Genomic DNA, 26,104 nt, shown 5'->3' with positions numbered 1-26,104 from the left:
TTAATTTAGTTGTCCGTGTAGATAATGAGCCTGCCCTGAAAACCTAACGACAGGCTCCTGAAAAGGAGTGTTTTTTTCATGTCCAGGTCGCTTTTAACCAACGAAACCAGTGAACTTGATTTGCTGGATCAACGTCCTTTTGACCAGACCGACTTCGATATTCTTAAATCCTATGAGGCGGTGGTGGACGGGTTAGCGATGCTCATTGGTTCCCACTGCGAAATCGTATTGCACTCCCTGCAAGATCTGAAGTGTTCCGCCATCCGCATTGCTAATGGTGAGCATACCGGCCGTAAAATTGGTTCGCCAATCACCGACCTTGCATTGCGTATGTTGCATGACATGACCGGCGCGGACAGCAGCGTCTCCAAATGTTATTTCACCCGCGCCAAAAGCGGCGTGCTGATGAAATCAGAAACTATCGCGATTCGAAACCGCGAACATCGTGTGATTGGACTGCTGTGCATCAACATGAACCTTGATGTGCCTTTCTCGCAGATCATGAGCACCTTTATTCCGCCTGAAACGCCAGACGTTGGCTCCTCCGTTAACTTTGCCTCCTCCGTAGAAGATCTGGTGACTCAAACGCTTGAGTTTACGATTGAAGAGGTGAATGCCGATCGCAACGTCTCGAACAATGCCAAAAATCGTCAGATCGTACTCAATCTCTACGAGAAAGGGATTTTTGATATCAAAGACGCCATTAACCAGGTGGCCGATCGTCTGAATATCTCCAAGCATACGGTCTACCTCTACATCCGCCAGTTCAAAAGTGGCGACTTCGTAGGGCAAGATAAGTAATGCGTTTTGCGTTAATGGTGACAGGCCCGGCGTACGGCACTCAGCAGGCCAGCAGCGCGCTGCAGTTTGCGCATGCGCTACTGGCGGCCGGACATGAACTGGCGAGCGTCTTTTTCTATCGGGAAGGGGTGTATAACGCGAACCAGTTTACGTCACCGGCGAGCGATGAGTTTGATCTGGTCCGCGCGTGGCAGGCGTTAAATGAAAAGCAGGGCGTTGAGCTGAACATCTGCGTGGCGGCGGCACTGCGTCGCGGCGTGACGGATGCAACCGAAGCCGATCGCCTGGGGTTATCGGGCGCTAACCTTCAGCCTGGTTTTTCGTTGAGTGGTCTGGGCGAGCTGGCTCAGGCGGCGCTAACCTGCGACAGAGTGGTGCAATTCTGATGAAGCGCGTGGCATTTGTTTTTACTTCTGCACCGCACGGTAGCGCCTCGGGCCGCGAAGGGCTGGATGCGTTACTTGCGACATCGGCATTAACAGAAGATATCGGCGTCTTTTTTCTGGGGGACGGGGTGTTTCAACTGCTCGCGGGCCAACAGCCGCAGGCCATCCTGGCGCGCGATTACATCGCAACCTTCAAAGTGCTGCCGCTGTACGATATCGAAACCTGCTATGTCTGTGCCGACTCCTTAACGGCGCGCGGTTTGAGTGATAAGTCGTCTTTTGTGCTGGATGTGACGCTCTTACCTTCCTCTGATCTGCGTGAACACCTTTCCCACTACGACACCGTTTTGACGTTCTGAGGCCGCCATGCTCCATATTCTGAGCCATTCACCGTGGCAATGTGATATCGACACACTGTTGAGCATGCTGCGCGAAGGTGATGATTTGCTGCTCATTCAGGACGGCGTGCTTGCCGCTCTGGAAGGCAGTCGTTTCGTTGAAATTCTCACGAATGCCCCCATAACAGTCTCTGCGCTGAAGGACGATCTGGACGCGCGAGGTCTTTCTGGTCAAATTTCAGCCAAAATTGACGTGGTTGGCTATACTGATTTCGTCAATCTTACTGTGACGCACGCCAGTCAAATGAACTGGTGATCCGAGATCGCTGTATATTTCTTGACACCTTTTCGACGTAGCCCTAAAATTTCGCGTCCTCATATTGTATGAGGTCGTTTTATTACGTGTTTACGAAGCAAAAGCTAAAACCAGGAGCTATTTAATGGCAACAGTTAACCAGCTGGTACGCAAACCACGCGCACGCAAAGTTGCAAAGAGCAACGTGCCTGCGCTGGAAGCCTGCCCGCAGAAACGTGGTGTATGTACTCGTGTATATACCACCACTCCTAAAAAACCAAACTCCGCACTGCGTAAAGTATGCCGTGTGCGTTTGACTAACGGTTTCGAAGTGACTTCCTACATCGGTGGTGAAGGTCACAACCTGCAGGAGCACTCCGTGATCCTGATCCGTGGCGGTCGTGTTAAAGACCTTCCGGGTGTTCGTTACCACACCGTTCGTGGTGCGCTGGACTGCTCAGGTGTTAAAGACCGTAAGCAGGCTCGCTCCAAGTACGGCGTGAAGCGTCCTAAGGCTTAATGGTTCTCCGTTAAGTAAGGCCAAACTGATTTATCTTAATGTCAAACTAAACTCGTAGAGTTTTGGACAATCCTGAATTAACAACGGAGTATTCCCATGCCACGTCGTCGCGTCATTGGTCAGCGTAAAATTCTTCCAGATCCGAAGTTCGGATCAGAACTGCTGGCAAAATTTGTAAATATCCTGATGGTAGATGGTAAAAAATCTACTGCAGAAGCCATCGTATACAGCGCGCTTGAGACCCTGGCTCAGCGTTCTGGTAAAAATGAACTGGAAGCTTTCGAAGTCGCTCTCGACAACGTTCGCCCAACTGTAGAAGTTAAGTCCCGCCGCGTTGGTGGTTCTACCTATCAGGTTCCAGTTGAAGTTCGTCCGGTTCGTCGTAATGCTCTGGCAATGCGTTGGATCGTTGAAGCTGCTCGTAAACGCGGTGATAAATCCATGGCTCTGCGTCTGGCGAACGAACTTTCTGATGCTGCAGAAAACAAAGGTACTGCAGTTAAGAAACGTGAAGACGTTCACCGTATGGCAGAAGCCAACAAGGCGTTCGCACACTACCGTTGGTAATCCCTTCGGAGTATTAGTCACCAGGCGGGCGCTTCAGAGAAGCCGCCCGCTCTGGGTAACTTAACTGAACGCCTAAAGAAACAAACGAGGAATCAAATGGCTCGTACAACACCCATCGCACGCTACCGTAACATCGGTATCAGTGCGCACATCGACGCCGGTAAGACCACTACTACCGAACGTATTCTGTTCTACACCGGTGTAAACCATAAAATCGGTGAAGTTCATGACGGCGCAGCCACCATGGACTGGATGGAACAGGAGCAGGAGCGTGGTATCACTATCACCTCCGCAGCGACTACTGCATTCTGGTCAGGTATGGCTAAGCAGTACGAACCGCATCGCGTAAACATCATCGACACCCCAGGGCACGTTGACTTCACCATCGAAGTAGAACGTTCCATGCGTGTGCTCGACGGCGCGGTAATGGTTTATTGCGCAGTTGGTGGTGTTCAGCCACAGTCTGAAACCGTATGGCGTCAGGCGAACAAATATAAAGTTCCACGCATCGCGTTCGTTAACAAAATGGACCGTATGGGTGCTAACTTCCTGAAAGTTGTTGGTCAGATCAAAACCCGTCTGGGCGCGAACCCTGTTCCGCTGCAGCTGGCAATTGGTGCTGAAGAAGGCTTCACCGGCGTTATCGACCTGGTGAAAATGAAAGCCATCAACTGGAACGATGCAGACCAGGGCGTGACCTTCGAATACGAAGACATCCCGGCTGAGATGCAGGACCTGGCTGACGAATGGCACCAGAACCTGATCGAATCCGCTGCTGAAGCTTCTGAAGAGCTGATGGAGAAATACCTGGGTGGTGAAGAACTGACTGAAGAAGAGATCAAAAAAGCTCTGCGTCAGCGTGTTCTGAACAACGAAATCATCCTGGTAACCTGTGGTTCTGCGTTCAAGAACAAAGGTGTTCAGGCGATGCTGGATGCGGTAGTTGACTACCTGCCATCCCCGGTTGACGTTCCTGCGATCAACGGCATCCTGGACGACGGTAAAGATACTCCGGCTGAGCGTCACGCAAGCGACGACGAGCCGTTCTCTGCACTGGCGTTCAAAATTGCTACCGACCCATTCGTGGGTAACCTGACCTTCTTCCGCGTTTACTCTGGTGTGGTTAACTCCGGTGACACCATCCTGAACTCCGTGAAAGCGGCGCGTGAGCGTTTTGGCCGTATCGTACAGATGCACGCTAACAAACGTGAAGAGATCAAAGAAGTTCGTGCGGGCGACATCGCTGCAGCTATCGGTCTGAAAGACGTGACCACTGGTGACACCCTGTGTGACCCGGATCACCCGATCATTCTGGAGCGTATGGAATTCCCAGAGCCGGTAATCTCCATCGCGGTTGAACCAAAAACCAAAGCTGACCAGGAAAAAATGGGTCTGGCTCTGGGCCGTCTGGCGAAAGAAGACCCATCATTCCGCGTATGGACTGATGAAGAATCTAACCAGACCATCATCGCTGGTATGGGTGAACTGCACCTGGACATCATCGTTGACCGTATGAAGCGTGAATTCAACGTTGAAGCGAACGTGGGTAAACCTCAGGTTGCTTACCGCGAAGCGATTCGCGCGAAAGTTACCGATGTTGAAGGTAAACACGCTAAGCAGTCTGGTGGTCGCGGTCAGTACGGTCACGTTGTGATCGACATGTACCCACTGGAGCCGGGCTCTAACCCGAAAGGTTACGAGTTCATCAACGACATCAAAGGTGGTGTAATTCCTGGCGAATACATCCCAGCCGTTGATAAAGGCATCCAGGAACAGCTGAAAGCGGGCCCTCTGGCTGGCTATCCGGTTGTTGACATGGGTATCCGTCTGCACTTCGGTTCTTACCACGACGTTGACTCCTCTGAACTGGCGTTTAAACTGGCTGCGTCTATTGCCTTTAAAGAAGGCTTTAAGAAAGCAAAACCAGTTCTGCTTGAGCCAATCATGAAGGTTGAAGTAGAAACTCCTGAAGAGAACACCGGTGACGTTATCGGTGACTTGAGCCGTCGTCGCGGTATGCTGCGTGGTCAGGAATCTGAAGTAACTGGCGTTAAGATCCACGCTGAAGTTCCGCTGTCTGAAATGTTCGGATATGCAACTCAGCTGCGTTCTCTGACCAAAGGTCGTGCATCATACACCATGGAATTCCTGAAGTATGATGATGCGCCTAACAACGTTGCTCAGGCCGTTATTGAAGCCCGTGGTAAGTAATCCACAGGATTAAAACCTAAGTCCCGTGCTCTCTCCGAAGGGGAGAGCACTATAGTAAGGAATATAGCCGTGTCTAAAGAAAAATTTGAACGTACAAAACCGCACGTTAACGTTGGTACTATCGGCCACGTTGACCATGGTAAAACTACCCTGACTGCTGCAATCACTACCGTTCTGGCTAAAACCTACGGCGGTGCTGCTCGTGCATTCGACCAGATCGATAACGCACCAGAAGAAAAAGCTCGTGGTATCACCATCAACACTTCTCACGTTGAATATGACACCCCGACTCGCCACTACGCACACGTAGACTGCCCAGGCCACGCCGACTATGTTAAAAACATGATCACCGGTGCTGCGCAGATGGACGGCGCGATCCTGGTTGTTGCTGCGACTGACGGCCCAATGCCTCAGACTCGTGAGCACATCCTGCTGGGTCGTCAGGTAGGCGTTCCTTACATCATCGTGTTCCTGAACAAGTGCGACATGGTTGATGACGAAGAGCTGCTGGAACTGGTAGAGATGGAAGTTCGTGAACTGCTGTCTCAGTACGATTTCCCAGGCGACGACACCCCAATCGTTCGTGGTTCCGCGCTGAAAGCGCTGGAAGGCGAAGCAGAGTGGGAAGAGAAAATCATCGAACTGGCTGGCTTCCTGGATTCTTACATCCCAGAACCAGAGCGTGCGATTGACAAGCCATTCCTGCTGCCAATCGAAGACGTATTCTCCATCTCCGGTCGTGGTACCGTTGTTACCGGTCGTGTAGAGCGCGGTATCATCAAAGTTGGTGAAGAAGTTGAAATCGTTGGTATCAAAGAGACTGCGAAGTCTACCTGTACTGGCGTTGAAATGTTCCGCAAACTGCTGGACGAAGGCCGTGCCGGTGAGAACGTTGGTGTTCTGCTGCGTGGTATCAAACGTGAAGAAATCGAACGTGGTCAGGTTCTGGCGAAGCCAGGCTCAATCAAGCCACACACCAAGTTCGAATCTGAAGTGTACATCCTGTCCAAAGACGAAGGCGGCCGTCATACTCCGTTCTTCAAAGGCTACCGTCCACAGTTCTACTTCCGTACAACTGACGTGACCGGTACCATCGAACTGCCAGAAGGCGTTGAGATGGTAATGCCAGGCGACAACATCAAGATGGTTGTGACTCTGATCCACCCAATCGCGATGGACGACGGTCTGCGTTTCGCAATCCGTGAAGGCGGCCGTACCGTTGGCGCGGGCGTTGTTGCTAAAGTTCTGGGCTAATTAATTATCCCCGAATTAAAAAAGGACGCTTCGGCGTCCTTTTTTGTTTTATGCTGCTCAGGTGTTGTCACAAACTTTCGCATTTTTTGCCTGCACCCGCCCCGTATTCTGGCGTTTGTGCTATTGTAATCATAACCATTCTCACTTACACTTTGCGCATAATTTGAACGGGAGTCTCTATGTACGTTTGTTTATGTAATGGTGTAAGCGACAAAAAAATACGTCAGGCCGTTCGCCAGTTTCAGCCACAGTCATTTCAGCAGCTTCGCAAATTTGTTCCGGTTGGAAATCAATGCGGTAAATGTGTACGTGCTGCACGTGAGATCATGCAGGACGAGTTGATGCAGATCCCGGAATACAAAGAGATCGCGTAAGCGCCCATCTTTTTTTTGACATCCCCGTAGCCCGATCTACGCTTCAATGAGTGGAAGCGGAGGGACTATATAATGAAAGGTGATGTTAAAATCATAAGTTATCTCAATAAATTATTGGGAAATGAGCTTGTCGCAATCAACCAGTACTTTCTTCACGCGAGAATGTTCAAAAACTGGGGACTTAAACGTCTGAACGACGTTGAGTACCATGAATCTATAGATGAGATGAAACACGCCGATAAATATATCGAGCGCATTTTATTCCTTGAAGGTATTCCAAACCTGCAGGATCTCGGCAAGCTGGGCATCGGTGAAGATGTCGAGGAGATGCTACGTTCCGACCTCAGGCTGGAACTTGAAGGTGCCAAAGATCTCCGTGAAGCCATTGCCTATGCCGACAGCGTTTTTGATTATGTCAGCCGTGACATGATGATTGAGATCCTTGCCGATGAAGAAGGCCATATAGACTGGCTGGAAACTGAGTTGGATTTGATCGATAAGCTGGGTATTCAAAACTATCTGCAGGCGCAAATCCGCGAAGAAAAAGAGTAGTTGATACAGGAAGGAAACCCTCCTTCCTGCCTCCTCACAGCGTTGCCCAGCAGAAACAGCCCCAGCCGCTCAGTGCCAGTGCCGGACCGAAAGGTATCGGGTCACCGAAATGCCCTTTTTTTACCCACAGCAGAAGCCCGTAAAAGATCCCTGCGATTGACGCTACGTAAAGGATCACGGGTACCTCTCGCCAGCCGCACCAGGCGCCCACTGCCGCAAGCATCTTGAAATCCCCGTAACCGATCCCTTCTTTGTGACAGATTAAGCGGACCAGCCAGTAGAGCAGCCACAGAATTAAATAGCCGGCAGCGGCACCCACAATGGCGTCCTGGGAGGAAACAGGGCCAAAAAAGGCATTAAACAACAGGCCAACCCACAGTAACGGTAGCGTGAGCTTGTCGGGTAAAAGGTAATGCTGCAGATCGATCACGCTGAGTGCGAGTACAAACCAAAAGAACAGAAAAAGCGCCAGTGACATTATCATTGATGCTGGATGGAGGGCATAGCAAATGACGGCCATCATCGCACAAAGCCCTTCCAGCAAGGGATAGCGTGTTGAAACAGGCTGGCCGCAGTGGCGACATTTCCCTTTGAGAAGCATCCAGCCGAGCAGGGGAACCGTGTCGTACCAGAACAGTGGGGTTTGACACTGGCAGCACCGGGAGCCAGAGAACGTAAACTCTGACGTTGAACCCGCCTCGCCTGTCGAAGACGGTCGTAAAATCTCGGCAGGCAAACGCCAGGTGAGTATACCCATTGCGGTTCCTGACAGCAGGCCAATGATGAGAAACAGAGTAACCAGTGAGCTATCCATTTTATTTCACTCCGAGCGTCAGGCGCGTCAGGATTATAGTGTCCGTACCCTGTTCACTGGCGTGGAATTCAAGTTCCGCAATCCGCAGACCGTAGTCTCCCTGTAGCACCGCCAGCCAGTTCATAAAAGCGTCCATCCTGAGAGCGTCGGCCGATACAGTCAGTTCTCCGCTATCGGTGCGCTGGAGTTTTGCGGCAGTGCCCAGCATGTGCAAACTGCTTTTAACCTGATTCTCCAGGGAGCCTGATGGTCTCTTTTCCGGAAGAAGAGCTGCAGCCGAAACCTGTTTCTGCAACCACTGCAGATCGCGTTGTACCTTAACATAGCGGGATTGCATGGTGTCCGTAGCCTGCTTCAGGGGCTGGTAGAGCCCCAACCAGAAAAGAATGCTGACACCGCAGACAAGCAGTGCGAGTAGCAGCCGCTGTTCACGCGGATCTTTTTGGTGAAACCATTCCTGAGCGCGTTTAATCATTTCGAATCGTCCATAATCCCTGTTCATGTTTATCGACTTTGAGTGAGTAGCCAGCCAGTTTTTGATTTAAAAACGCCTGGATCTGTTGCTCATCGCGGGTAGAAATAAAAAGACGTAAATCATTACGTGCCGGGTTATAACTCACCCCTTCCAGCGCCAGTTCCGGGAAAGCGGACAGATGAGCCTGAAGCTGTCGTAAGAGCAAATAGGGGGCAGGCGATCGTTGCTGTAGCTGCCTGGGTAAATAGGTACGCAGATTACGGGTATGCCTGTTTTCTGGAATATAACGTTGCCATTGCTGCGTCAGAGTGTGGCTCAGCTGTTTTTCATACTCCCGAAGTTGCAAATACACGACAGCCTGAGCCAGACACGCACTCCCGGCTAACAGGAGAAGACTGCAAAGCGCCACGCGTTTGATATTGGTGGACCAGAAAGAGCGCGGGGCAGGCGGGCGCATTTTCCCGTGCAAAAGGTTAGCGGGTGGTTCCTGTGGATGGAGTATCAAACTATGACATGCGGGACGCGTTTCCTTCGCGGAAAGGCCAGCTGGCAGTGGACCGTAGCTGACAACCTCTTGCGGGGGATAATGCGCTAGCAGCTGTGCCAGCCAGGGTTCTGTCAAATGGGCAACACTGTTCTCATGCGTTCTGAGCAACCATCCACAGCTGTCTGATAATACCGTCCAGCCGCTTTCACAGGTTGGCAAGCGAAGGGCGTCAATCGTCGCATGCGTGACGTTAAAACCAGCCCCGGCAAAGAGACGAAGTTGGGACATAAGCCAGTCGGCGTCAACGCCAATGACGGAAACTCGCGTTCCCTCCCGAGAGAGTAGCGTCCAGTGCAGCGAGGGCATGCCTTCGTCCAGTGTTTCATCCGCAAGCCACTGAAGTTTTTGATCGGTCAGTTCGTAATTTTCGTCTGGGATGACGATTATTCTGCTCGTTGCCTTTTGGGCCGGAATAACGAGATGAGTGCATCCTGATGCCGGACGTGCGACAAGCTCCGGCAACTGTTCTGTTGTCAGACTCTGAACCTGGCTGTAGCCACATCCATCATATTCCACCCATTCAAGGGCATTCGGCGTCGATCCAGAAAGCCGGATAAGCAGTTTCGTCGCAGGGGCGTTAACTGCTTTATTGTTCGCTACTGCCATCCGTAAGCTGGCGTAAATAGAGTTTGAGTGTTTTAGTTTTTTCGTCATAAATGAAAAATGTGCGCATACCAAAGGTAAGGTCACCCTCATGAACCGTGGATGTGGTCAAAAAATAACTGCTGCTGGTTGTAATCTGTTTTTTAAGCGAATCCACCAGCGGTTTTGCTGCGCTGAAATCCTGTTGGGCCTGGTAAAGAAAATCCTCTACCTTTTCCCAGCCATTTACAGGACGTTTTTTCAGGAGCATTTTTGCATCTGACAAGCTGATATTGTTGAGGAAGAGGGCTGCCAGAAGCGGCGCTTGCTGCTCAGTAAGGGTATTGATATTAATGGCGAGGTCACTGCTGAATCGGGTGCAGATAAAAGGGGCGAGTTTTTGATAAAGCGCGTCAGTCATCCCTTTAATTTTGCGCACTTCTGTGGGTAAAAAGAGCACCTGACCGGCGGTCAGGTAGCCTGGCTGACTATGCTGATAGTATTCGTCTTCTGCACCTTTAACGCGCGTTGAGTCGTTATCATCGATGTAGTCTGCGATGGATTGTGCGATCTCTTCTGCCCGGTATTTTTCAACGGCGAGCTTCTCCAGTAGGGCATAAAACACGCTGATTTCATACGGTAGCGTCGCCAGTGGTTCTTCCGGCGTATTCTTCAGTGCGTTCAGGTTGTAGCAATGGTGCAGATCGTTTATCTGCCAGCTGACGTCGGTGTCGTCGCCAGGACTCTCCGAGTGGGTGAGTACGTCTCGAGGCTTCTCCTGAAAACGTGCCATAGATAGTGCTTCAGCGTAGAGCAGAGCGTATTTCCCCTGCAGGCTATCATTGATGCGCCGGGTGCGCTGGAGCTGAACCTGAAAACTTATCGTCATCTCTGCTGCCAGCGCAGCCATCAGCGCCAGAATCATTAAAACGATCAGCAATGCAGAACCTTTTTGCGTGTTCATTGCGTCGCTCCTGCAGGTTGGCTGGCGGCTTTTTTTTCCGGAAACCAGCCGGGCAGGACAACGTGTCGGGTTATTTCCGCTTTACCGTCACGCTCCAGCGTTATCGTGGCTGTCGTTGACACGCTCTTTTCATCCGCTGGCGTCATTGTTGCAGAAAAATGGGAGACATGATCCAGCAGGGGCTGTGGTGCCACGTCCTTTTCACTGTCGGATGAGTAGCGTACTGCACGGAATAATGTGTCGTTTTCGATATACCAGTGGACGGTCGTTAAAACGAACGTTGCCCCAAAAGGCATTGCGGGATCCCGGGTTTGTGTTGTGAAAATTACGCTCTCTTTTTCACTCAAGAAGGGGAGCGGTGTTTGCCGGTTTTTCCGCGGGACATACTGCATTAAATCATTTTCAAGCATGAGCACGGTGTGCTGGATGGCCTCAAAATCATCGCCAGTCTTCTTGGCTCGCTGGTACTGTTCGGTTGCCTGGGAGAACACCTGAGAGGCCAGAAAGCTGAGCGTTGAGAAAATGACGATCGCCAGCATCACTTCCAGAAGCGTAAAGCCGTTGGGGACTTTACTCATGCTTTGCCTCCGTTTTCTTACTATCTGAAGACCAGGAAAACAGGCTGAGGGTTCGGCCATCAGACGTTATCACTCTGGCCTCTTTCTGAAGCAAAGGAGACGAACTTTGTTTCCCTTCAACCAGTTGCCAGGAGAAGGTCTCATTTAATTGAGAAGAGGCTCCCTCTTTGGCGGCGAGTTGTCCGTAAGTCGAGGTCACGAGTACGTTGTCTGCAACCCAAAGCGCTAGCGTTTCCTGTTTTAACGTTTCCAGCGCTGAAAGCTGCCATTGCATACTGGTGAGGAGTGCAATAATGGCGGTCGCAAAAATAGCCATTGCCAGCAAGACTTCAAGCAGCAGCATTCCGCTTTGTTGTTTCATTGCGGTTCCTTAAAGCGAATGACCTCAAGCGGCAGCGCGCCGTGTGATTGCAGGATGGCGATTTTTTCGCCATCTTCAGCGTTGAAAACCACTGAAAAGGGAGTGACTTGTCCATCGGGCAGGATGACGATTTGCGGTTTGGCCTCCTCCGACGAGGGTGTCACGTCAGGCCTGGCCGGTGCGTCCCAATCGCCGCGTAACGGCAAATTGTCATTGTTTGCTATTTCCTGCCACTGCCATTCACCGGTGCGATCCTTTTTCGGTGCATAGAAAAGCCAGCCGTCAGTAGTGAGCTGAAGGCCGACAGTATGTTTTTCCAGTAGCGCCACGTCTGACATGTATTTTACTGTCTGTCTGAGGACATCGATCTGCCGCAGTAGCTTTCCGGTAGCGCTCAGCCTGTCACTTTGCATAGCGACAATGCCGGCTGCCGCCAGGGCGATGATGACCATAACCAGCATCACTTCCAGCAGTGTGAATCCTTTCTGATGGGCCATTTTTAGCGTGACTTTTTATCGTTATCCCAGTTGTGGATATCATCCTCGGTGCCGGTTTCAGCATCAGGACCTGTGGACATGATATCGATCGCGCCATGCTCACCCGGGCTAATCAGGATGTAGTCATTCCCCCACGGATCGGCGGGCAGACGGCGGATATAACCGTCCGGGTTGTAGTTTTCAGCCCGGGGAGCTTGCGCTGGGGCGGTAATAAGCGCCTCCAGGCCCTGTTCTGTTGTGGGATAACGATGATTATCCAGCTTGTACATATCCAGCGCATTTTCGAGAGCAATAATATCGCTGGCGGCTTTTTGCCGGTCTGCCCGATCCTTATTGCCCATTAAGTTAGGCACCACCAGGCTGGCCAGAACCCCCATAATCACGATGACGACCATCAATTCCATAAGCGTGAAACCACGCTGCCTTTCCTTCTTCTGCGCTTCCATGATTTTTCCTTAATTCATCAATGAGTTGAGTTGTAAGATGGGCTGCATGATCGAGACAACGATAAACAAAACGATCGCTGCCATGACAACAATCAGCGCCGGTTCAAAAATCGCCAGGGTCAGCGAAATGCGGTTTTGCAGCTGCACCTCCTGGTTATTTGTCGCACGCTGCATGAGTTCCCCGAGCTGACCGCTTTTTTCCCCGGAAGCAATCATGTAAATCATCATGGGAGGGAATATCTGCGTCTGCTTCAGTGACTGACTGATGCTATTTCCCTGACGTACGCTTTCTGCTGCGTCGCTGAGCCGCTGGCCTATCTCCCGGTTGCCCACACCTTCTGCTGAAAGCGACATCCCCTCCAGGAGGGGAATACCGCTGCGATTGAGAATACTTAGGGCGCGCAGATAACGGGCGCTATTGATTGCGCAGACCAGCGGGGAGGTCATGCGAAACGCGATGAGCCAGCGATGAAAGCGATGTCGGTTTTCTCCACGCTTCAGCCAGAAAGAGAACAGCGCTCCTCCACAGATAAGCGTCAGTGCGATCCAGGGGCCATATGTCGACAGAAAGTGACTTATCGCCAGTAACGTACGGGTGGAAAGCGGTAGCTCGTGCTTAAGATGAGTGAACTGCGCGGCGACCTTCGGTACCACCGTGGTAAGCAAAATGATAACCACCAGAATGGCGACCGTGGTGAGTAGAGCAGGATAGACCAACGCCTGTGTGAGTTTGCTGCGCATTTGCTGGCGTGCTTCATTATATTCGGCCAGCCTTTCAAGAACGGCGCCCAGCTGGCCGACCGTCTCTCCCGCTTTTACCAGGGTGCAAAAGACCGTATCAAACAGACGAGGGTGGGCTTGCATGGCCACCGAGAGGGGCTGCCCTTCCAGAACGGCGAGGTGCAGAGAAGTGATGACGTCGGCCAGTTTTTTATTTTCTTTTTGCTGTTGGACAACGGCGAGCGCTTCATCCAGCGGCAGCGCCGCGGCGATCAGCGTCGCCAGCTGACGCGTAAAAAGCGTTAATTCGCTGTGGCTGATTCGTGTCGAAAAAGCCCTGAGGGCAACCTTGGGTCGCTGCCGTTTTAGCGTTTGCGGTAATAACCCCTGGCTACGCAACTGCGCGACCATCTCTCTTTCACTCGCGGCCTCACTCAGCCCCGTATGGCGGTTTCCCCGCGCGTCCGTCGCCGTCCAGTGAAATTTCATTGGCGCCCATCCGCTGGAGTCTGACCTTCAGAGGTCACCCGCAGAATTTCTTCAAGTGAGGTCATCCCTTCTGCCGCTACGCGAAGACCGTTTGCCAGCAGGCTGAGGTGATGACGACGCTGGATCTCTTCCAACTGCCTTTCATGGCGCTCATTGTGAATAGCGTCACGCAGTTCTGGTGTGGCGAGCAGCAGTTCATGGATAGCCATGCGCCTCTGATAGCCGCTTTGTCTGCAAGCGGTGCAACCCTTTGCTTGCCAGAGATGAGATGCATTAATCCCATGGGCTTGCAGGAGCTGTTGCTCCTGAGGCCGCACGGCGTGAGCCGTTTTACAGTGAGGGCATAGCCGTCTGACCAGACGTTGGGCAATCACCCCAACGAGCGAGGAAGAGAGAAGGAACGGCTCAACGCCCATATCCCGTAATCGCGTTACGGCACCGCACGCGCTATTGGTGTGGAGAGTGGAAAGCACCAGATGCCCGGTCAAAGAAGCCTGAACCGCAATTTGAGCGGTTTCGTTATCGCGAATTTCTCCTACCATGACGACATCAGGATCCTGACGTAAAATAGCGCGTAGTCCGCGGGAAAATGACATATCTACGCGGCTATTAACCTGGGTTTGTCCGATACCTTCCAGTTCGTATTCAATTGGGTCCTCTACCGTAAGCACATTGCGTTCGGGGCTATTTAGCGCGGAGAGAATGGCGTAGAGCGTGGTGCTTTTCCCGGAGCCCGTTGGCCCCGTGACCAGAATAATACCGTGGGGAAGGGCAAGCAGATTCTTCAGACTGTGTGTGTCTGCCGCTGACATATCCAGTTTATCGATGGATAAGCGCAGACTACTTTTATCCAACAGACGCAGAACAACACGTTCGCCATGCTGCGACGGGAGCGTCGACACACGGACATCCACATTTCGCTGACCAATTTTTAAGGTAATGCGTCCATCCTGCGGCAGCCTTTTTTCGGCAATATCCAGTTTGGCCATGATTTTGATACGTGAGATGAGTAAGGCCGCCAGTTTTTTATTCGGCTGAACCACCGGGCGCAAGATGCCATCAACCCGGAAGCGGATACTCATCGCTTTTTCAAACACTTCAATATGAATATCTGAGGCGTGTTCTTTAATTGCTTCGCTGAGCACGGCATTAATAAGCCTGATAACCGGCGCGTCCGACTGCTCGTTCAGCAGATCTTCATTCGTTGGGATCTCTTCAGAGAGAGTATTGAGATCGTCCGAGTTATTAATATCTTCGGCAATTAACTGGGCTGACCCGCTGTTCTGTTGGTAAATAAGTTCTAGCTTTTCGGCAAACTGCTGCGGGGGGAGCCGGGTAAAACAGGTGCACTCTGGCGCAACGGATGCGAACTCGAGCAGATGCTCAAGTGTGGCATCTGTCGAGTAGAAGAGAGTCTCTCCTTGTAAGGCAATGCCATAGCGCTGCGCTTTTTTCCATGCGTGCTGACTCATTCCGTTCGACCTTCCCTGAACGGATTTTTGGCGTCCGGTGTTGCCGGTGCATTATTAAAAGCCCGATCTTCAAGCTCTTTGATGTTGTCGACGTTAATCAGTGTTTCACTTTGCTTTTCTCGTCTCTCTTTTTGCAGATCTTTGAAATTGGTGTATTTCTCACGTGAGAGTGAACGATAGACCTCATCGTCTCTGATAATGGTCGGGCGGATAAAGACCATCAGGTTACGTTTGCTTTTCTCATTGGATGTGTAGCGGAAAAGCTGTCCCACCAAAGGGATATCGCCCAGTAGGGGAACTTTTGAAACTTCTTGCTTACTGGCGTCATCCATTAAACCGCCAAGCACAACGGTTTCGCCACTTTTCACCAGGACGGCATTCTGTATTGTTCGGGTGTTGAAGGTTGGGCCGAGCGAGGAAGAGCTTGTCGATGTGTCGACGCTGGAAACCTCTTGCTCGATCTCCATCAGAACAGAATCACCCTCGTTAATCTGCGGGGTGACTTTTAACTTGGTCCCCACCGTCTTACGCTCGACGGTATTGTAAATATTATCGCCGGAGGTCGTCTGGGAACCGGAAAGTACGGGCACATCCTGCCCGACGTTGAAGGCTGCTTCTTTATTATCAAGCGTAACGATGCTGGGCGTAGACAGGATGTCGTTTTTGTTGTCGGTATTGAGTGCTGTGAGGAGCACCCCCCAGTCGCCGTTGAAAAAACCTGCCGCAAGGCCGTTATAATTACTGAAGAGGTTGTAAGCTGGGTTATCGCTGGTGATCCCTCCGTTTGCTTTAAATTCACCCACGCCCTGTGCCGCGTTAAAGATTGGCAGGCCAGTTTTGGTAAACTGTTGTCCACCAACGTTTTTCTGAGCCCACTGTACACCCAGGTTCAGACCTTTACCGTCCTGCACTTCAACGATAATCGCTTCCACCAGAACCTGTGCACGACGAATATCCAGCTTAGCGATAACCTCATCGAGTTGCTGGAGAATACCCTGATCGGCGGTCACAACCAGTGAGTTGGTTTGTTCATCTGCAGTAATAGAGATATCGCGGCTACTGCTGGTTGCCGTATTGGTTGTGCCACTTTTGCCATCTTTCAGTTTTTGTGTGACACCGGTTAAAACGTCAACAAGCTTATCCGCTTTGGCATATTTCAGGTACCATACCCGCGTGTTTCCTTGCCCTTGCTCCTGGGTATCAAGACGTTTTACCAACTCAGTAATTCTTGCGCGGGCGCGTTCTGAGCCTCTGATAATCAGCGCATTGCTTCTTTTATCGGCAACGATGTGCGTCTGGAGTGTCGCAGGTTGTGCCTCTTTTGCGTTCTCACGCGACAGCGTGTTGAGGACATCGGCAAGATCGACTGCGGAAGCATATTTCAGCGGGATAATTTGCTCTTGCTCGTCACCCATGACATCGACACGTTTAATGACTTCCAGCATGCGATTGACGGTTGATGCTTTGCCGGTAATGACCAGCGCATTAGAGGGCTCATAATGCGAGACGTTACCGACATTACCGCCATCGAGCATTTGACGAAGCAGAGGAGACAGCGATCGCGCTGGAACATTTTCCAGAGAAACAATACGTGTCACCAGTTCATCACCCTTGCCGGGTTGCGTATTACTGGTAAGCTTTCCTGGAAGATTTTTCACGGTTTCTGAACGCACGACTTTCAGCAGGCCATTATCAAGAGTGATAAGTGAAAAGCCATAAAGGTCGAGTACGCTCAGGAAAAATTGATAGTATTCCTCTTTATTAAAGGTATCTACGCTTCTGACGGAAATGGATGCTTTAACATCGGGATCAATCAGAATCGTTTTCCCCATGTTTTGTCCCACGATGTTGACAAACGTTTGAATGTCCGCACCGTTAAAATTCGCCGTGTAATCAGCTGAATATCCGGGCTTAGCGGTGGCGATGAGCAAAAAAAACAGCGAAAGCGCTTTCAGTCGCTGGCTTGCGGAGGTTCCATCCATTTATTTATCCTGACCGTCCTGGAATTGTTGAACGGCAACATTAATTAGTTTTGGTGATGCATTTCGCAAGAGGGTAATCTGAGCCGTCTGAAGATGTGTAAGTGCCTCCTGCGCCTGGGGTATATTCACCTGTTGCGTTAAAGACATATTGTTAAGCTGAATAGCAATGTCACCAGGTGCAATGGCTGTCCGTGAAAATAATTCTGTATTACCGCGAGGTAAAAGGCGCAATCCTCGCAAGACATTTTTATCGACAACAGGAATCGCTTCAATAAAATCTGACAATGTGACATCTGTTGGTGCCGGCTGCTCGTTCACTTTTTCTGGCGTTGCGGCAGGTGGCGTCAGTTCGGTAAGCAGCGTAAGTTGCGCGGTGTTTCCGTCTGAGGAGAAAAACACCTGGTTCTTAGTGATATCAATGATGCGCGTGCTGTTGGATGATTTAAGCACATCATCAATAGAATAGACATTCTGTTCCCCCCCTTCCTGCAGAATGGCCCGGGACGATAATTTATCCGAACTATGAATAATACCGCTTAAATGGATATGGGACAGAGTATCTACGTTGCCGCTCACTAATGGGGGCGCGTCAATGCGATTATTGGCTGAAGATGATAAATTCCATTTATATTTTTCATTAAAGTTATTCAATGGCGTGATGATATCCTCATTAATCAGCGACGCTTTGTTATTACCCCACTGTATATATGCTGAGTAAATGAAGATAAAGATACCCATAGCGCTAGTCAATATAATCATAAGGCTCAGGGTGCGATACGATAACGCATTTTTCACTAAGGGAGAGATGGTTGCCATGAAATCACTTTTAAGAATGACTAAGAGTGAACGTGTTTCTTGTTTAAGTCCGTCATAATATAATCAGTCATTGGCACGCAGCAAGTCATATGCAATATATATCCCTGTTTTAGGAATAGAATAATTTTCGAGGTAATGCGGCTATTCATGGATGAGCTAAATACTTTTTATACTACGCGGCATTGTCTGATTCGGGACAGCATGTTTTCCACGTTAATTCAGGAACAATGGCTAATATTACAGGGCGGTAAAGGGTCAGGAAAAAGTGTGCTTGCGCAAGGGGTGATTAGCGCGTGGCCTTATCGCGCGCTCACCATCAGCCCTTTGAACCGAAAAGGTTACCTGTGGGAGTGGGTGATTATTGCGGATTCGCAGACGGATAACAGTCTGGCGGGAAAAATATTCCCTGTTGAGAAGCTCTGGGAGGAACTGTACAGCGCGGGGACCGTGACACACGGCAGTATGCCGCTGTTTGTCCTGGAAGATGGACACCGAATCTCAAAGGGGCTTGTTTCAACGATTCTGGCGTTTATGACCATGATGCCGCAAGCCCGATTGCTACTTACAGGGATATTCAACCGTCGTCAGCAGCGCGAGTTACGGGTATTACAGCCCGTATGGTTTGAGATACCCGCGCCGGACAGTAAAGATTACCGCAAGGTGATCTCCTCTCATGCAGGCATTGGCCCTGAGACAACCAACACTCTTCCGGAACAATTTATCAGACGATGCATGAGACGTTGCGATGGCAATCTTCATCTTGCCGCACGACTGGGAGGGGTTATTCGTCGTAATAAGATGGAGGGGGAGGAACACCCCGCCTCTATTATTGACGCTTCTCTTCAGCGTGAGGCGTTGCGTTACCTGCCCGCACCGGGCCGTCAGGGCGTAACCTGGTTGCTGCTGTTGGTGTTAACGGTGTTATGTGGTGGAGGAGGCGCATACTTCGCCAGGCCTCTTTCCCGCTGGCTGCCACCGCTCACAACGTTGCTTCCTGTAGAATTCTCAAGACCTGTCTCAACTCATGCGCGACTGATGGCAGAGACGATGTCTACCAATGAATCGCTCAGTTTACTGTTTAGCGTCTGGGGGTATGAGGTAGACAAAGGGGAAGCCTGGTGCGATCAGGCATACCGGGGCGGGATGGCCTGCCTTTCCGGCACCGAAACGCTTGAAACACTGTTGTCTGACGGACTTCCCTGGGTCGCCACCCTGGAAGTTGATAGCGCCAGTTTCCCTGTCGTCGTGATCGGGGGAGGAGAGAACACGCTTACCGTGCTGTCAGGAAATCAAACATGGATCCTTGATAAGGCATGGTTCAGCCATGTCTGGACAGGGAATGTGACGCGAATGTGGAAGCCATCGCCCGACGGCAACGCAAGCATAACAAAGAAGAGTAGCACCGATGACATTGTCTGGCTTGATACGATGCTGAGCCGCGTGCTGAATGTCGAGGCGGAAGGGACGGGAGAATGGAGTTCGCTGCTAACTGAGAAGGTCCGCCAGTTTCAGGCGCAAAATAAGATTAAAGTCGATGGTGTGATGGGACAGTTGTCACTTATCAGGCTATGGCAATCCCTGGGTGAAAGTCCAACGTTGATTCAGGAAAGAGGGACGATATGAGCGAGCAAACGGAAACCTCTTTGCAGCCCAAAGTACGCTTTGTCCGGCCAGATATGCCGCGCACGCTTTGGGCGGGGATATGCATCGCATTGTACTGGCTTTTATATAGTGTGGGTTGCGCGGTCGTCGGGTATTACCTGTACCGCGGGATTGCTCTGCACACGTCTTCATCACCAGAGCCTCAGCATTATCGGCTTTCTGAGGAGCACTATATCTATAAGAAGCGTCCCTTGCCGGTGCCGGTGCCGGTGGAAGAGACGGATGTTAGTGTGTCGGAGGAAAGCGACGCTGCGCATCCGGTTGCTGCCGGAGAAAAGGGCGATCTTGAAGCGCGTGTTAAGCAGGCGATAGCAGATATTGACCAGTAGTGTACGTGTCTTGCAAAAGGTTGGTTATTATCGACACAGTCGACTTGCATTAAGCCTGTAAATACGTATAATGCGCGGGCTTGTCGTAATTGACGGCTGGTTCGATATGAACCTGGGTAGCGCATTTTGTTACTCAACAATGCTCCCAATTGGGGAGCTACGTAAGAACGGTTACACTCTCCCATCAATCGTAATGGGTTTGAGGAGTAATCATTTTCGTTTATAAAATAATTGGAGCTCTGGTCTCATGCAGAACCAAAGAATCCGTATCCGCCTTAAAGCGTTTGATCATCGTCTGATCGATCAATCAACCGCGGAAATCGTCGAGACTGCTAAGCGCACTGGTGCGCAAGTCCGTGGTCCGATCCCGCTGCCGACCCGCAAAGAGCGCTTTACCGTTCTGATCTCTCCGCACGTTAACAAAGACGCGCGTGATCAGTACGAAATCCGCACTCACAAGCGTCTGGTTGACATCGTTGAGCCAACTGAGAAAACCGTTGATGCTCTGATGCGTCTGGATCTGGCTGCCGGTGTAGACGTGCAGATCAGCCTGGGTTAATCAGGTCATCGAGCGATTGAGAGGTTGAAACAATGATTGGTTTAGTCGGTAAAAAAGTGGGTATGACCCGCATCTTCACTGAAGATGGCGTTTCTATCCCAGTAACCGTAATCGAAGTTGAAGCAAACCGCGTTACTCAGGTTAAAGATCTGGCTAACGATGGCTACCGCGCTATTCAGGTTACCACTGGTGCTAAAAAAGCTAACCGTGTAACCAAACCAGAAGCGGGTCACTTCGCTAAAGCTGGCGTAGAAGCTGGCCGTGGTCTGTGGGAATTCCGTCTTGCTGAAGGCGAAGAGTTCACCGTAGGTCAGGACATTAGCGTTGAGCTGTTTGCTGACGTTAAAAAAGTTGACGTAACCGGTACCTCTAAAGGTAAAGGTTTTGCTGGTACCGTTAAGCGCTGGAACTTCCGTACCCAGGACGCTACCCACGGTAACTCCTTGTCTCACCGCGTTCCGGGTTCTATCGGTCAGAACCAGACTCCGGGCAAAGTGTTCAAAGGCAAGAAAATGGCAGGTCAGCTGGGTAACGAACGTGTAACCGTTCAGAGCCTGGACGTAGTACGTGTTGACGCTGAGCGCAACCTGCTGCTGGTTAAAGGTGCGGTCCCGGGTGCAACCGGTAGCGACCTGATCGTTAAACCAGCTGTGAAGGCGTAAGGGGATAGCAATGGAATTAGTATTGAAAGACGCGCAGAGCGCGCTGACTGTTTCCGAAACTACCTTCGGTCGTGATTTCAACGAAGCGCTGGTTCACCAGGTTGTTGTTGCTTATGCAGCTGGTGCTCGTCAGGGTACTCGTGCTCAGAAGACTCGTGCTGAAGTAACTGGTTCTGGCAAAAAGCCATGGCGCCAGAAAGGTACCGGCCGTGCGCGTTCAGGTTCTATCAAGAGCCCGATCTGGCGTTCAGGTGGCGTGACCTTCGCTGCGCGTCCACAGGACCACAGTCAAAAAGTTAACAAAAAGATGTACCGCGGCGCGCTGAAAAGCATCCTGTCCGAACTGGTACGTCAGGATCGTCTGATCGTTGTCGAGAAGTTCTCTGTAGAAGCGCCTAAAACTAAGCTGCTGGCACAGAAACTGAAAGACATGGCTCTGGAAGATGTGCTGATCATCACCGGTGAGCTGGACGAGAACCTGTTCCTGGCCGCACGTAACCTGCACAAGGTTGACGTACGCGATGCGACTGGTATCGACCCGGTTAGCCTGATCGCCTTCGACAAAGTCGTAATGACTGCTGATGCTGTTAAGCAAGTTGAGGAGATGCTGGCATGATTCGTGAAGAACGTCTGCTGAAGGTGCTTCGCGCACCGCACGTTTCTGAAAAAGCGTCTACTGCGATGGAAAAAACAAACACCATCGTTCTCAAAGTTGCTAAAGACGCGACCAAAGCAGAGATCAAAGCTGCTGTGCAGAAACTGTTTGAAGTCGAAGTCGAAGTCGTTAACACCCTGGTTGTTAAAGGGAAAGTTAAACGTCACGGACAGCGTATCGGTCGTCGTAGCGACTGGAAAAAAGCTTACGTCACCCTGAAAGAAGGCCAGAACCTGGACTTCGTTGGCGGCGCTGAGTAAGTCGGAGGAGTAATACAATGGCAGTTGTTAAATGTAAACCGACATCTCCGGGTCGTCGCCACGTAGTTAAAGTGGTTAACCCTGAGCTGCACAAGGGCAAACCTTTTGCTCCGTTGCTGGAAAAAAACAGCAAATCCGGTGGTCGTAACAACAATGGCCGTATCACCACTCGTCACATCGGTGGTGGCCACAAGCAGGCTTATCGTATTGTTGACTTCAAACGCAACAAAGACGGTATCCCTGCAGTTGTTGAACGTCTTGAGTACGATCCGAACCGTTCCGCGAACATCGCGCTGGTTCTGTACAAAGATGGCGAACGCCGTTACATCCTGGCCCCTAAAGGCCTGAAAGCTGGCGACCAGATTCAGTCTGGCGTTGATGCTGCAATCAAAGCAGGTAACACCCTGCCGATGCGCAATATCCCGGTTGGTTCTACCGTTCATAACGTAGAAATGAAACCAGGTAAAGGCGGTCAGCTGGCGCGTTCCGCGGGTACTTACGTTCAGATCGTTGCGCGCGACGGTGCTTATGTCACCCTGCGTCTGCGTTCTGGTGAAATGCGTAAAGTCGAAGCAGACTGCCGCGCTACTCTGGGCGAAGTTGGCAATGCTGAGCATATGCTGCGCGTTCTGGGTAAAGCAGGTGCTGCACGCTGGCGTGGTGTTCGTCCTACCGTTCGCGGTACTGCGATGAACCCAGTCGACCACCCACATGGTGGTGGTGAAGGTCGTAACTTTGGTAAGCACCCGGTAACTCCGTGGGGCGTTCAGACCAAAGGTAAGAAGACCCGCAGCAACAAGCGTACTGATAAATTTATCGTACGTCGCCGTAGCAAATAATTTTAGAGGATAAGCCATGCCACGTTCTCTCAAGAAAGGTCCTTTTATTGACCTGCACTTGCTGAAGAAGGTAGAGAAAGCGGTGGAAAGCGGAGACAAGAAGCCCCTGCGCACTTGGTCCCGTCGTTCAACGATCTTTCCTAACATGATCGGTTTGACCATCGCTGTCCATAATGGTCGTCAGCACGTTCCAGTCTTTGTTACCGACGAAATGGTTGGTCACAAACTGGGTGAATTCGCACCGACTCGTACTTATCGCGGCCACGCTGCTGATAAAAAAGCGAAGAAGAAATAAGGTAGGAGGAAGAGATGGAAACTTTAGCTCAACATCGCCATGCTCGTTCTTCTGCACAGAAGGTTCGCCTTGTTGCTGACCTGATTCGCGGTAAGAAAGTGTCGCAGGCCCTGGACATCCTGACCTATACCAACAAGAAAGCTGCGGTATTGGTCAAGAAAGTACTGGAATCTGCCATTGCTAACGCTGAACACAACGATGGCGCTGACATCGACGATCTGAAAGTCGCGAAAATTTTCGTAGATGAAGGCCCAAGCATGAAGCGCATTATGCCGCGTGCGAAAGGTCGTGCAGATCGCATCCTGAAGCGCACCAGCCACATTACTGTGGTTGTGTCCGATCGCTGAGACTCTGGAGACTAGCAATGGGTCAGAAAGTACATCCTAATGGTATTCGCCTGGGTATTGTAAAACCATGGAACTCTACCTGGTTTGCGAACACCAAAGAATTCGCTGACAACCTGGACAGCGATTTTAAAGTACGTCAGTACCTGACTAAGGAACTGGCTAAAGCGTCTGTATCTCGTATCGTTATCGAGCGTCCAGCTAAGAGCATCCGTGTGACTATTCACACTGCTCGTCCTGGCATCGTTATCGGTAAGAAAGGCGAAGACGTAGAAAAACTGCGCAAGGTCGTAGCGGATATCGCTGGCGTTCCTGCACAGATCAATATCGCTGAAGTTCGTAAGCCTGAACTGGACGCTAAATTGGTTGCTGACAGCATCACTTCTCAGCTGGAACGTCGTGTTATGTTCCGTCGTGCTATGAAGCGTGCTGTACAGAACGCAATGCGTCTGGGCGCTAAGGGTATCAAAGTTGAAGTTAGCGGCCGTCTGGGCGGCGCGGAAATCGCACGTACCGAATGGTACCGTGAAGGTCGCGTACCGCTGCACACTCTGCGTGCTGATATCGACTACAACACCTCTGAAGCGCACACCACTTACGGTGTAATCGGCGTTAAGGTATGGATCTTCAAAGGTGAGATCCTGGGTGGTATGGCTGCTGTTGAACAACCGGAAAAACCGGCTGCTCAACCTAAAAAGCAGCAGCGTAAAGGCCGTAAATAAGGAGCGTCGCTGATGTTACAACCAAAGCGTACAAAATTCCGTAAAGTGCACAAAGGCCGCAACCGTGGTCTGGCGCAGGGTACGGATGTTAGCTTCGGCACTTTCGGTCTGAAAGCTGTTGGCCGTGGTCGTCTGACTGCACGTCAGATCGAAGCAGCACGTCGTGCAATGACCCGTGCAGTTAAGCGTCAAGGTAAGATCTGGATCCGTGTATTCCCGGACAAACCGATCACCGAGAAGCCGCTGGAAGTTCGTATGGGTAAAGGTAAAGGTAACGTGGAGTACTGGGTTGCCTTGATCCAACCGGGCAAAGTCCTTTATGAAATGGACGGTGTTCCGGAAGAGCTGGCCCGTGAAGCCTTCGGCCTGGCAGCAGCGAAACTGCCTATCAAAACCACCTTTGTAACTAAGACGGTGATGTAATGAAAGCAAAAGAGCTGCGTGAAAAAAGCGTTGAAGAGCTGAACGCTGAGCTGCTGAACCTGCTGCGTGAGCAGTTCAACCTGCGTATGCAGGCTGCAAGTGGCCAGCTGCAACAGACTCACCTGCTGAAGCAAGTGCGTCGCAATGTTGCACGCGTTAAGACTTTACTGACTCAGAAGGCGGGTGCGTAATGACCGATAAAATCCGTACTCTGCAAGGTCGTGTTGTTAGCGACAAAATGGAGAAATCCATTGTTGTAGCTATCGAACGTATTGTGAAACACCCGATCTACGGTAAATTCATCAAGCGTACGACCAAACTGCACGTACATGACGAGAACAACGAATGTGGTATCGGCGACAAGGTTGAAATCCGTGAATGCCGTCCACTGTCCAAGACTAAGTCCTGGACGCTGGTTCGCGTTGTAGAGAAAGCGGTTCTGTAATACAGTACGCATTCTCAATACGAATAAACGGCTCAGCGATGAGCCGTTTATTTTTTCTACCCATATTGCAGAAGCGGTGTTATAATGCCGCGCCCTCGATATGGGGCTTTTTAACGGCTCTGATTTTAGAGTCTCAGGTAGTAGTTGACATTAGCGGAGCACTAAAATGATCCAAGAACAGACTATGCTGAACGTCGCCGACAACTCCGGTGCACGTCGCGTAATGTGTATCAAGGTTCTGGGTGGCTCGCACCGTCGCTACGCAGGCGTAGGCGACATCATCAAGATCACCATCAAAGAAGCAATTCCACGTGGTAAGGTCAAAAAAGGTGATGTGCTGAAAGCGGTAGTGGTGCGCACCAAGAAGGGTGTTCGTCGCCCTGACGGTTCTGTCATTCGCTTCGATGGTAATGCATGCGTTATTTTGAACAATAACAGCGAGCAGCCTATCGGCACGCGTATCTTTGGGCCGGTAACTCGTGAACTTCGTACTGAGAAGTTCATGAAAATTATCTCTCTGGCACCAGAAGTACTCTAAGGAGCGAATCATGGCAGCGAAAATCCGTCGTGATGACGAAGTTATCGTGTTAACCGGTAAAGATAAAGGTAAACGCGGTAAAGTAAAAAATGTTCTGTCTTCCGGCAAACTCGTCGTTGAAGGTATCAACCTGGTTAAGAAACATCAGAAGCCGGTTCCGGCCCTGAACCAACCAGGTGGCATCGTTGAAAAAGAAGCTGCTATTCAGGTTTCTAACGTTGCAATCTTCAATGCGGCTACCGGCAAGGCTGACCGTGTAGGCTTTAGATTCGAAGACGGCAAAAAAGTCCGTTTCTTCAAGTCTAACAGCGAAACTATCAAGTAATTTGG

The 26,104-nt window shown here is 50.9% G+C and carries 37 protein-coding genes; 25 read left to right on the top strand and 12 right to left on the bottom strand.

The window, feature by feature from the left end:
- Positions 1–78: 78 nt before the first annotated feature.
- From ABFI50_RS07340 to bfr, 10 genes are all read left to right on the top strand, one after another.
- The gene (locus tag ABFI50_RS07340; protein WP_014885489.1) at positions 79–801 is read left to right on the top strand and encodes a transcriptional regulator; all 723 of its coding nucleotides are present in this window, start codon (positions 79–81) and stop codon (positions 799–801) included.
- Positions 801–1,187 (top strand): sulfurtransferase complex subunit TusD, encoded by a 387-nt coding sequence (gene tusD / locus ABFI50_RS07335; protein ID WP_014885488.1) that lies wholly within the window; start codon positions 801–803, stop codon positions 1,185–1,187. Before ABFI50_RS07340 ends, tusD begins: the two co-directional genes overlap by 1 nt.
- Entirely contained in the window at positions 1,187–1,546 is a 360-nt protein-coding gene (gene tusC / locus ABFI50_RS07330; RefSeq protein ID WP_014885487.1) for a sulfurtransferase complex subunit TusC, read from the top strand. Before tusD ends, tusC begins: the two co-directional genes overlap by 1 nt.
- Positions 1,547–1,553: 7 nt before the next feature.
- On the top strand, positions 1,554–1,841 hold the full coding sequence (gene tusB / locus ABFI50_RS07325) for a sulfurtransferase complex subunit TusB (RefSeq protein WP_014885486.1): 288 nt from the start codon (positions 1,554–1,556) through the stop codon (positions 1,839–1,841).
- 124 nt (positions 1,842–1,965) lie between these two features.
- Positions 1,966–2,340: a 30S ribosomal protein S12 gene (gene rpsL, locus ABFI50_RS07320; protein ID WP_000246815.1), complete on the top strand. Its 375-nt coding sequence runs from the start codon at positions 1,966–1,968 to the stop codon at positions 2,338–2,340.
- 96 nt (positions 2,341–2,436) lie between these two features.
- On the top strand, positions 2,437–2,907 hold the full coding sequence (rpsG, locus tag ABFI50_RS07315) for a 30S ribosomal protein S7 (protein ID WP_003861706.1): 471 nt from the start codon (positions 2,437–2,439) through the stop codon (positions 2,905–2,907).
- A 96-nt stretch (positions 2,908–3,003) separates the two neighbouring features.
- Positions 3,004–5,118, top strand: coding sequence for an elongation factor G (gene fusA, locus ABFI50_RS07310; RefSeq protein ID WP_014885485.1), 2,115 nt, complete (start codon positions 3,004–3,006; stop codon positions 5,116–5,118).
- 69 nt (positions 5,119–5,187) lie between these two features.
- Positions 5,188–6,372: an elongation factor Tu gene (tuf, locus tag ABFI50_RS07305; RefSeq protein WP_014171903.1), complete on the top strand. Its 1,185-nt coding sequence runs from the start codon at positions 5,188–5,190 to the stop codon at positions 6,370–6,372.
- A 179-nt stretch (positions 6,373–6,551) separates the two neighbouring features.
- Positions 6,552–6,746, top strand: coding sequence for a bacterioferritin-associated ferredoxin (gene bfd, locus ABFI50_RS07300; protein WP_008503493.1), 195 nt, complete (start codon positions 6,552–6,554; stop codon positions 6,744–6,746).
- A gap of 72 nt (positions 6,747–6,818) precedes the next feature.
- Positions 6,819–7,298 carry a bacterioferritin gene (bfr, locus tag ABFI50_RS07295; protein WP_014885483.1) on the top strand — a complete coding sequence of 160 codons (480 nt, stop codon included), beginning with the start codon at positions 6,819–6,821 and terminating at the stop codon, positions 7,296–7,298.
- A gap of 34 nt (positions 7,299–7,332) precedes the next feature.
- On the opposite strand, the gene ABFI50_RS07290 is transcribed toward bfr, so the two are convergent.
- Genes ABFI50_RS07290 through gspC form a run of 12 tightly spaced genes read right to left on the bottom strand, consistent with a single transcriptional unit; the run spans position 7,333 to position 18,041 of the window.
- On the bottom strand, positions 7,333–8,055 hold the full coding sequence (locus ABFI50_RS07290; RefSeq protein WP_158008930.1) for an A24 family peptidase: 723 nt from the start codon (positions 8,053–8,055) through the stop codon (positions 7,333–7,335).
- 58 nt (positions 8,056–8,113) lie between these two features.
- Positions 8,114–8,587, bottom strand: a complete 474-nt coding sequence (gene gspM, locus ABFI50_RS07285; RefSeq protein WP_014885481.1) for a type II secretion system protein GspM — start codon at positions 8,585–8,587, stop codon at positions 8,114–8,116.
- Entirely contained in the window at positions 8,580–9,788 is a 1,209-nt protein-coding gene (gene gspL, locus ABFI50_RS07280; protein ID WP_282376394.1) for a type II secretion system protein GspL, read from the bottom strand. Before gspL ends, gspM begins: the two co-directional genes overlap by 8 nt.
- Positions 9,721–10,680, bottom strand: a complete 960-nt coding sequence (gspK, locus tag ABFI50_RS07275) for a type II secretion system minor pseudopilin GspK (RefSeq protein WP_014885479.1) — start codon at positions 10,678–10,680, stop codon at positions 9,721–9,723. Before gspK ends, gspL begins: the two co-directional genes overlap by 68 nt.
- Positions 10,677–11,258, bottom strand: coding sequence for a prepilin-type N-terminal cleavage/methylation domain-containing protein (locus ABFI50_RS07270; RefSeq protein WP_014885478.1), 582 nt, complete (start codon positions 11,256–11,258; stop codon positions 10,677–10,679). The genes gspK and ABFI50_RS07270 overlap by 4 nt, the downstream gene beginning before the upstream one ends.
- Positions 11,251–11,619 (bottom strand): type II secretion system minor pseudopilin GspI, encoded by a 369-nt coding sequence (gene gspI, locus ABFI50_RS07265; protein ID WP_014885477.1) that lies wholly within the window; start codon positions 11,617–11,619, stop codon positions 11,251–11,253. The genes ABFI50_RS07270 and gspI overlap by 8 nt, the downstream gene beginning before the upstream one ends.
- Positions 11,616–12,116 carry a type II secretion system minor pseudopilin GspH gene (gene gspH / locus ABFI50_RS07260; RefSeq protein WP_041163071.1) on the bottom strand — a complete coding sequence of 167 codons (501 nt, stop codon included), beginning with the start codon at positions 12,114–12,116 and terminating at the stop codon, positions 11,616–11,618. The genes gspI and gspH overlap by 4 nt, the downstream gene beginning before the upstream one ends.
- A gap of 2 nt (positions 12,117–12,118) precedes the next feature.
- Entirely contained in the window at positions 12,119–12,562 is a 444-nt protein-coding gene (gene gspG / locus ABFI50_RS07255) for a type II secretion system major pseudopilin GspG (protein WP_014885475.1), read from the bottom strand.
- Positions 12,563–12,571: 9 nt separating this feature from the next.
- A complete protein-coding gene (gene gspF, locus ABFI50_RS07250) occupies positions 12,572–13,771 on the bottom strand; it encodes a type II secretion system inner membrane protein GspF (protein WP_014885474.1) in 1,200 nt (399 codons plus the stop codon).
- Complete coding sequence (gene gspE / locus ABFI50_RS07245) at positions 13,768–15,243, bottom strand: type II secretion system ATPase GspE (RefSeq protein ID WP_087529698.1); 1,476 nt, start codon at positions 15,241–15,243, stop codon at positions 13,768–13,770. The genes gspF and gspE overlap by 4 nt, the downstream gene beginning before the upstream one ends.
- The gene (gspD, locus tag ABFI50_RS07240; protein ID WP_342860078.1) at positions 15,240–17,225 is read right to left on the bottom strand and encodes a type II secretion system secretin GspD; all 1,986 of its coding nucleotides are present in this window, start codon (positions 17,223–17,225) and stop codon (positions 15,240–15,242) included. Before gspD ends, gspE begins: the two co-directional genes overlap by 4 nt.
- Positions 17,226–18,041, bottom strand: coding sequence for a type II secretion system protein GspC (gspC, locus tag ABFI50_RS07235; protein ID WP_080021214.1), 816 nt, complete (start codon positions 18,039–18,041; stop codon positions 17,226–17,228).
- A gap of 201 nt (positions 18,042–18,242) precedes the next feature.
- Between gspC and ABFI50_RS07230 the strand changes: the two genes are divergently transcribed.
- The 15 genes from ABFI50_RS07230 (at position 18,243) to rplX (ending at position 26,099) form a co-directional block, all read left to right on the top strand.
- Positions 18,243–19,664 (top strand): peptidoglycan-binding domain-containing protein, encoded by a 1,422-nt coding sequence (locus ABFI50_RS07230; RefSeq protein WP_201404906.1) that lies wholly within the window; start codon positions 18,243–18,245, stop codon positions 19,662–19,664.
- Positions 19,661–20,032: a hypothetical protein gene (locus ABFI50_RS07225; RefSeq protein ID WP_282376375.1), complete on the top strand. Its 372-nt coding sequence runs from the start codon at positions 19,661–19,663 to the stop codon at positions 20,030–20,032. The genes ABFI50_RS07230 and ABFI50_RS07225 overlap by 4 nt, the downstream gene beginning before the upstream one ends.
- Before the next feature lie 247 nt (positions 20,033–20,279).
- Positions 20,280–20,591 (top strand): 30S ribosomal protein S10, encoded by a 312-nt coding sequence (rpsJ, locus tag ABFI50_RS07220; protein WP_001181005.1) that lies wholly within the window; start codon positions 20,280–20,282, stop codon positions 20,589–20,591.
- Positions 20,592–20,623: 32 nt separating this feature from the next.
- Positions 20,624–21,253 carry a 50S ribosomal protein L3 gene (rplC, locus tag ABFI50_RS07215; protein ID WP_003863274.1) on the top strand — a complete coding sequence of 210 codons (630 nt, stop codon included), beginning with the start codon at positions 20,624–20,626 and terminating at the stop codon, positions 21,251–21,253.
- 10 nt (positions 21,254–21,263) lie between these two features.
- Entirely contained in the window at positions 21,264–21,869 is a 606-nt protein-coding gene (gene rplD / locus ABFI50_RS07210) for a 50S ribosomal protein L4 (RefSeq protein WP_000424395.1), read from the top strand.
- Complete coding sequence (rplW, locus tag ABFI50_RS07205) at positions 21,866–22,168, top strand: 50S ribosomal protein L23 (RefSeq protein WP_000617546.1); 303 nt, start codon at positions 21,866–21,868, stop codon at positions 22,166–22,168. The genes rplD and rplW overlap by 4 nt, the downstream gene beginning before the upstream one ends.
- Positions 22,169–22,185: 17 nt before the next feature.
- Entirely contained in the window at positions 22,186–23,007 is an 822-nt protein-coding gene (gene rplB, locus ABFI50_RS07200) for a 50S ribosomal protein L2 (protein WP_000301859.1), read from the top strand.
- A 16-nt stretch (positions 23,008–23,023) separates the two neighbouring features.
- On the top strand, positions 23,024–23,302 hold the full coding sequence (rpsS, locus tag ABFI50_RS07195) for a 30S ribosomal protein S19 (RefSeq protein ID WP_001138117.1): 279 nt from the start codon (positions 23,024–23,026) through the stop codon (positions 23,300–23,302).
- 14 nt (positions 23,303–23,316) lie between these two features.
- Positions 23,317–23,649, top strand: a complete 333-nt coding sequence (rplV, locus tag ABFI50_RS07190) for a 50S ribosomal protein L22 (protein WP_002919773.1) — start codon at positions 23,317–23,319, stop codon at positions 23,647–23,649.
- A gap of 17 nt (positions 23,650–23,666) precedes the next feature.
- A complete protein-coding gene (rpsC, locus tag ABFI50_RS07185) occupies positions 23,667–24,368 on the top strand; it encodes a 30S ribosomal protein S3 (RefSeq protein ID WP_000529945.1) in 702 nt (233 codons plus the stop codon).
- A gap of 12 nt (positions 24,369–24,380) precedes the next feature.
- Positions 24,381–24,791: a 50S ribosomal protein L16 gene (gene rplP / locus ABFI50_RS07180; protein WP_002919759.1), complete on the top strand. Its 411-nt coding sequence runs from the start codon at positions 24,381–24,383 to the stop codon at positions 24,789–24,791.
- Entirely contained in the window at positions 24,791–24,982 is a 192-nt protein-coding gene (gene rpmC, locus ABFI50_RS07175) for a 50S ribosomal protein L29 (RefSeq protein ID WP_003863282.1), read from the top strand. Before rplP ends, rpmC begins: the two co-directional genes overlap by 1 nt.
- Positions 24,982–25,236, top strand: coding sequence for a 30S ribosomal protein S17 (gene rpsQ / locus ABFI50_RS07170; RefSeq protein ID WP_008503489.1), 255 nt, complete (start codon positions 24,982–24,984; stop codon positions 25,234–25,236). Before rpmC ends, rpsQ begins: the two co-directional genes overlap by 1 nt.
- A gap of 166 nt (positions 25,237–25,402) precedes the next feature.
- Positions 25,403–25,774, top strand: coding sequence for a 50S ribosomal protein L14 (gene rplN, locus ABFI50_RS07165; protein WP_002919748.1), 372 nt, complete (start codon positions 25,403–25,405; stop codon positions 25,772–25,774).
- 10 nt (positions 25,775–25,784) lie between these two features.
- On the top strand, positions 25,785–26,099 hold the full coding sequence (gene rplX / locus ABFI50_RS07160) for a 50S ribosomal protein L24 (RefSeq protein WP_003863287.1): 315 nt from the start codon (positions 25,785–25,787) through the stop codon (positions 26,097–26,099).
- The last annotated feature ends 5 nt before the right edge of the window (positions 26,100–26,104 follow it).

The sequence above is a fragment of the Enterobacter sp. HNDS-6 genome, assembly GCF_039850505.1.
GTDB classification, from domain to species: Bacteria; Pseudomonadota; Gammaproteobacteria; order Enterobacterales; family Enterobacteriaceae; genus Enterobacter; species Enterobacter kobei.
The sequence above is the reverse complement of the archived record's forward strand: the minus strand, read 5'-3'. Positions and strand labels throughout refer to the sequence as shown.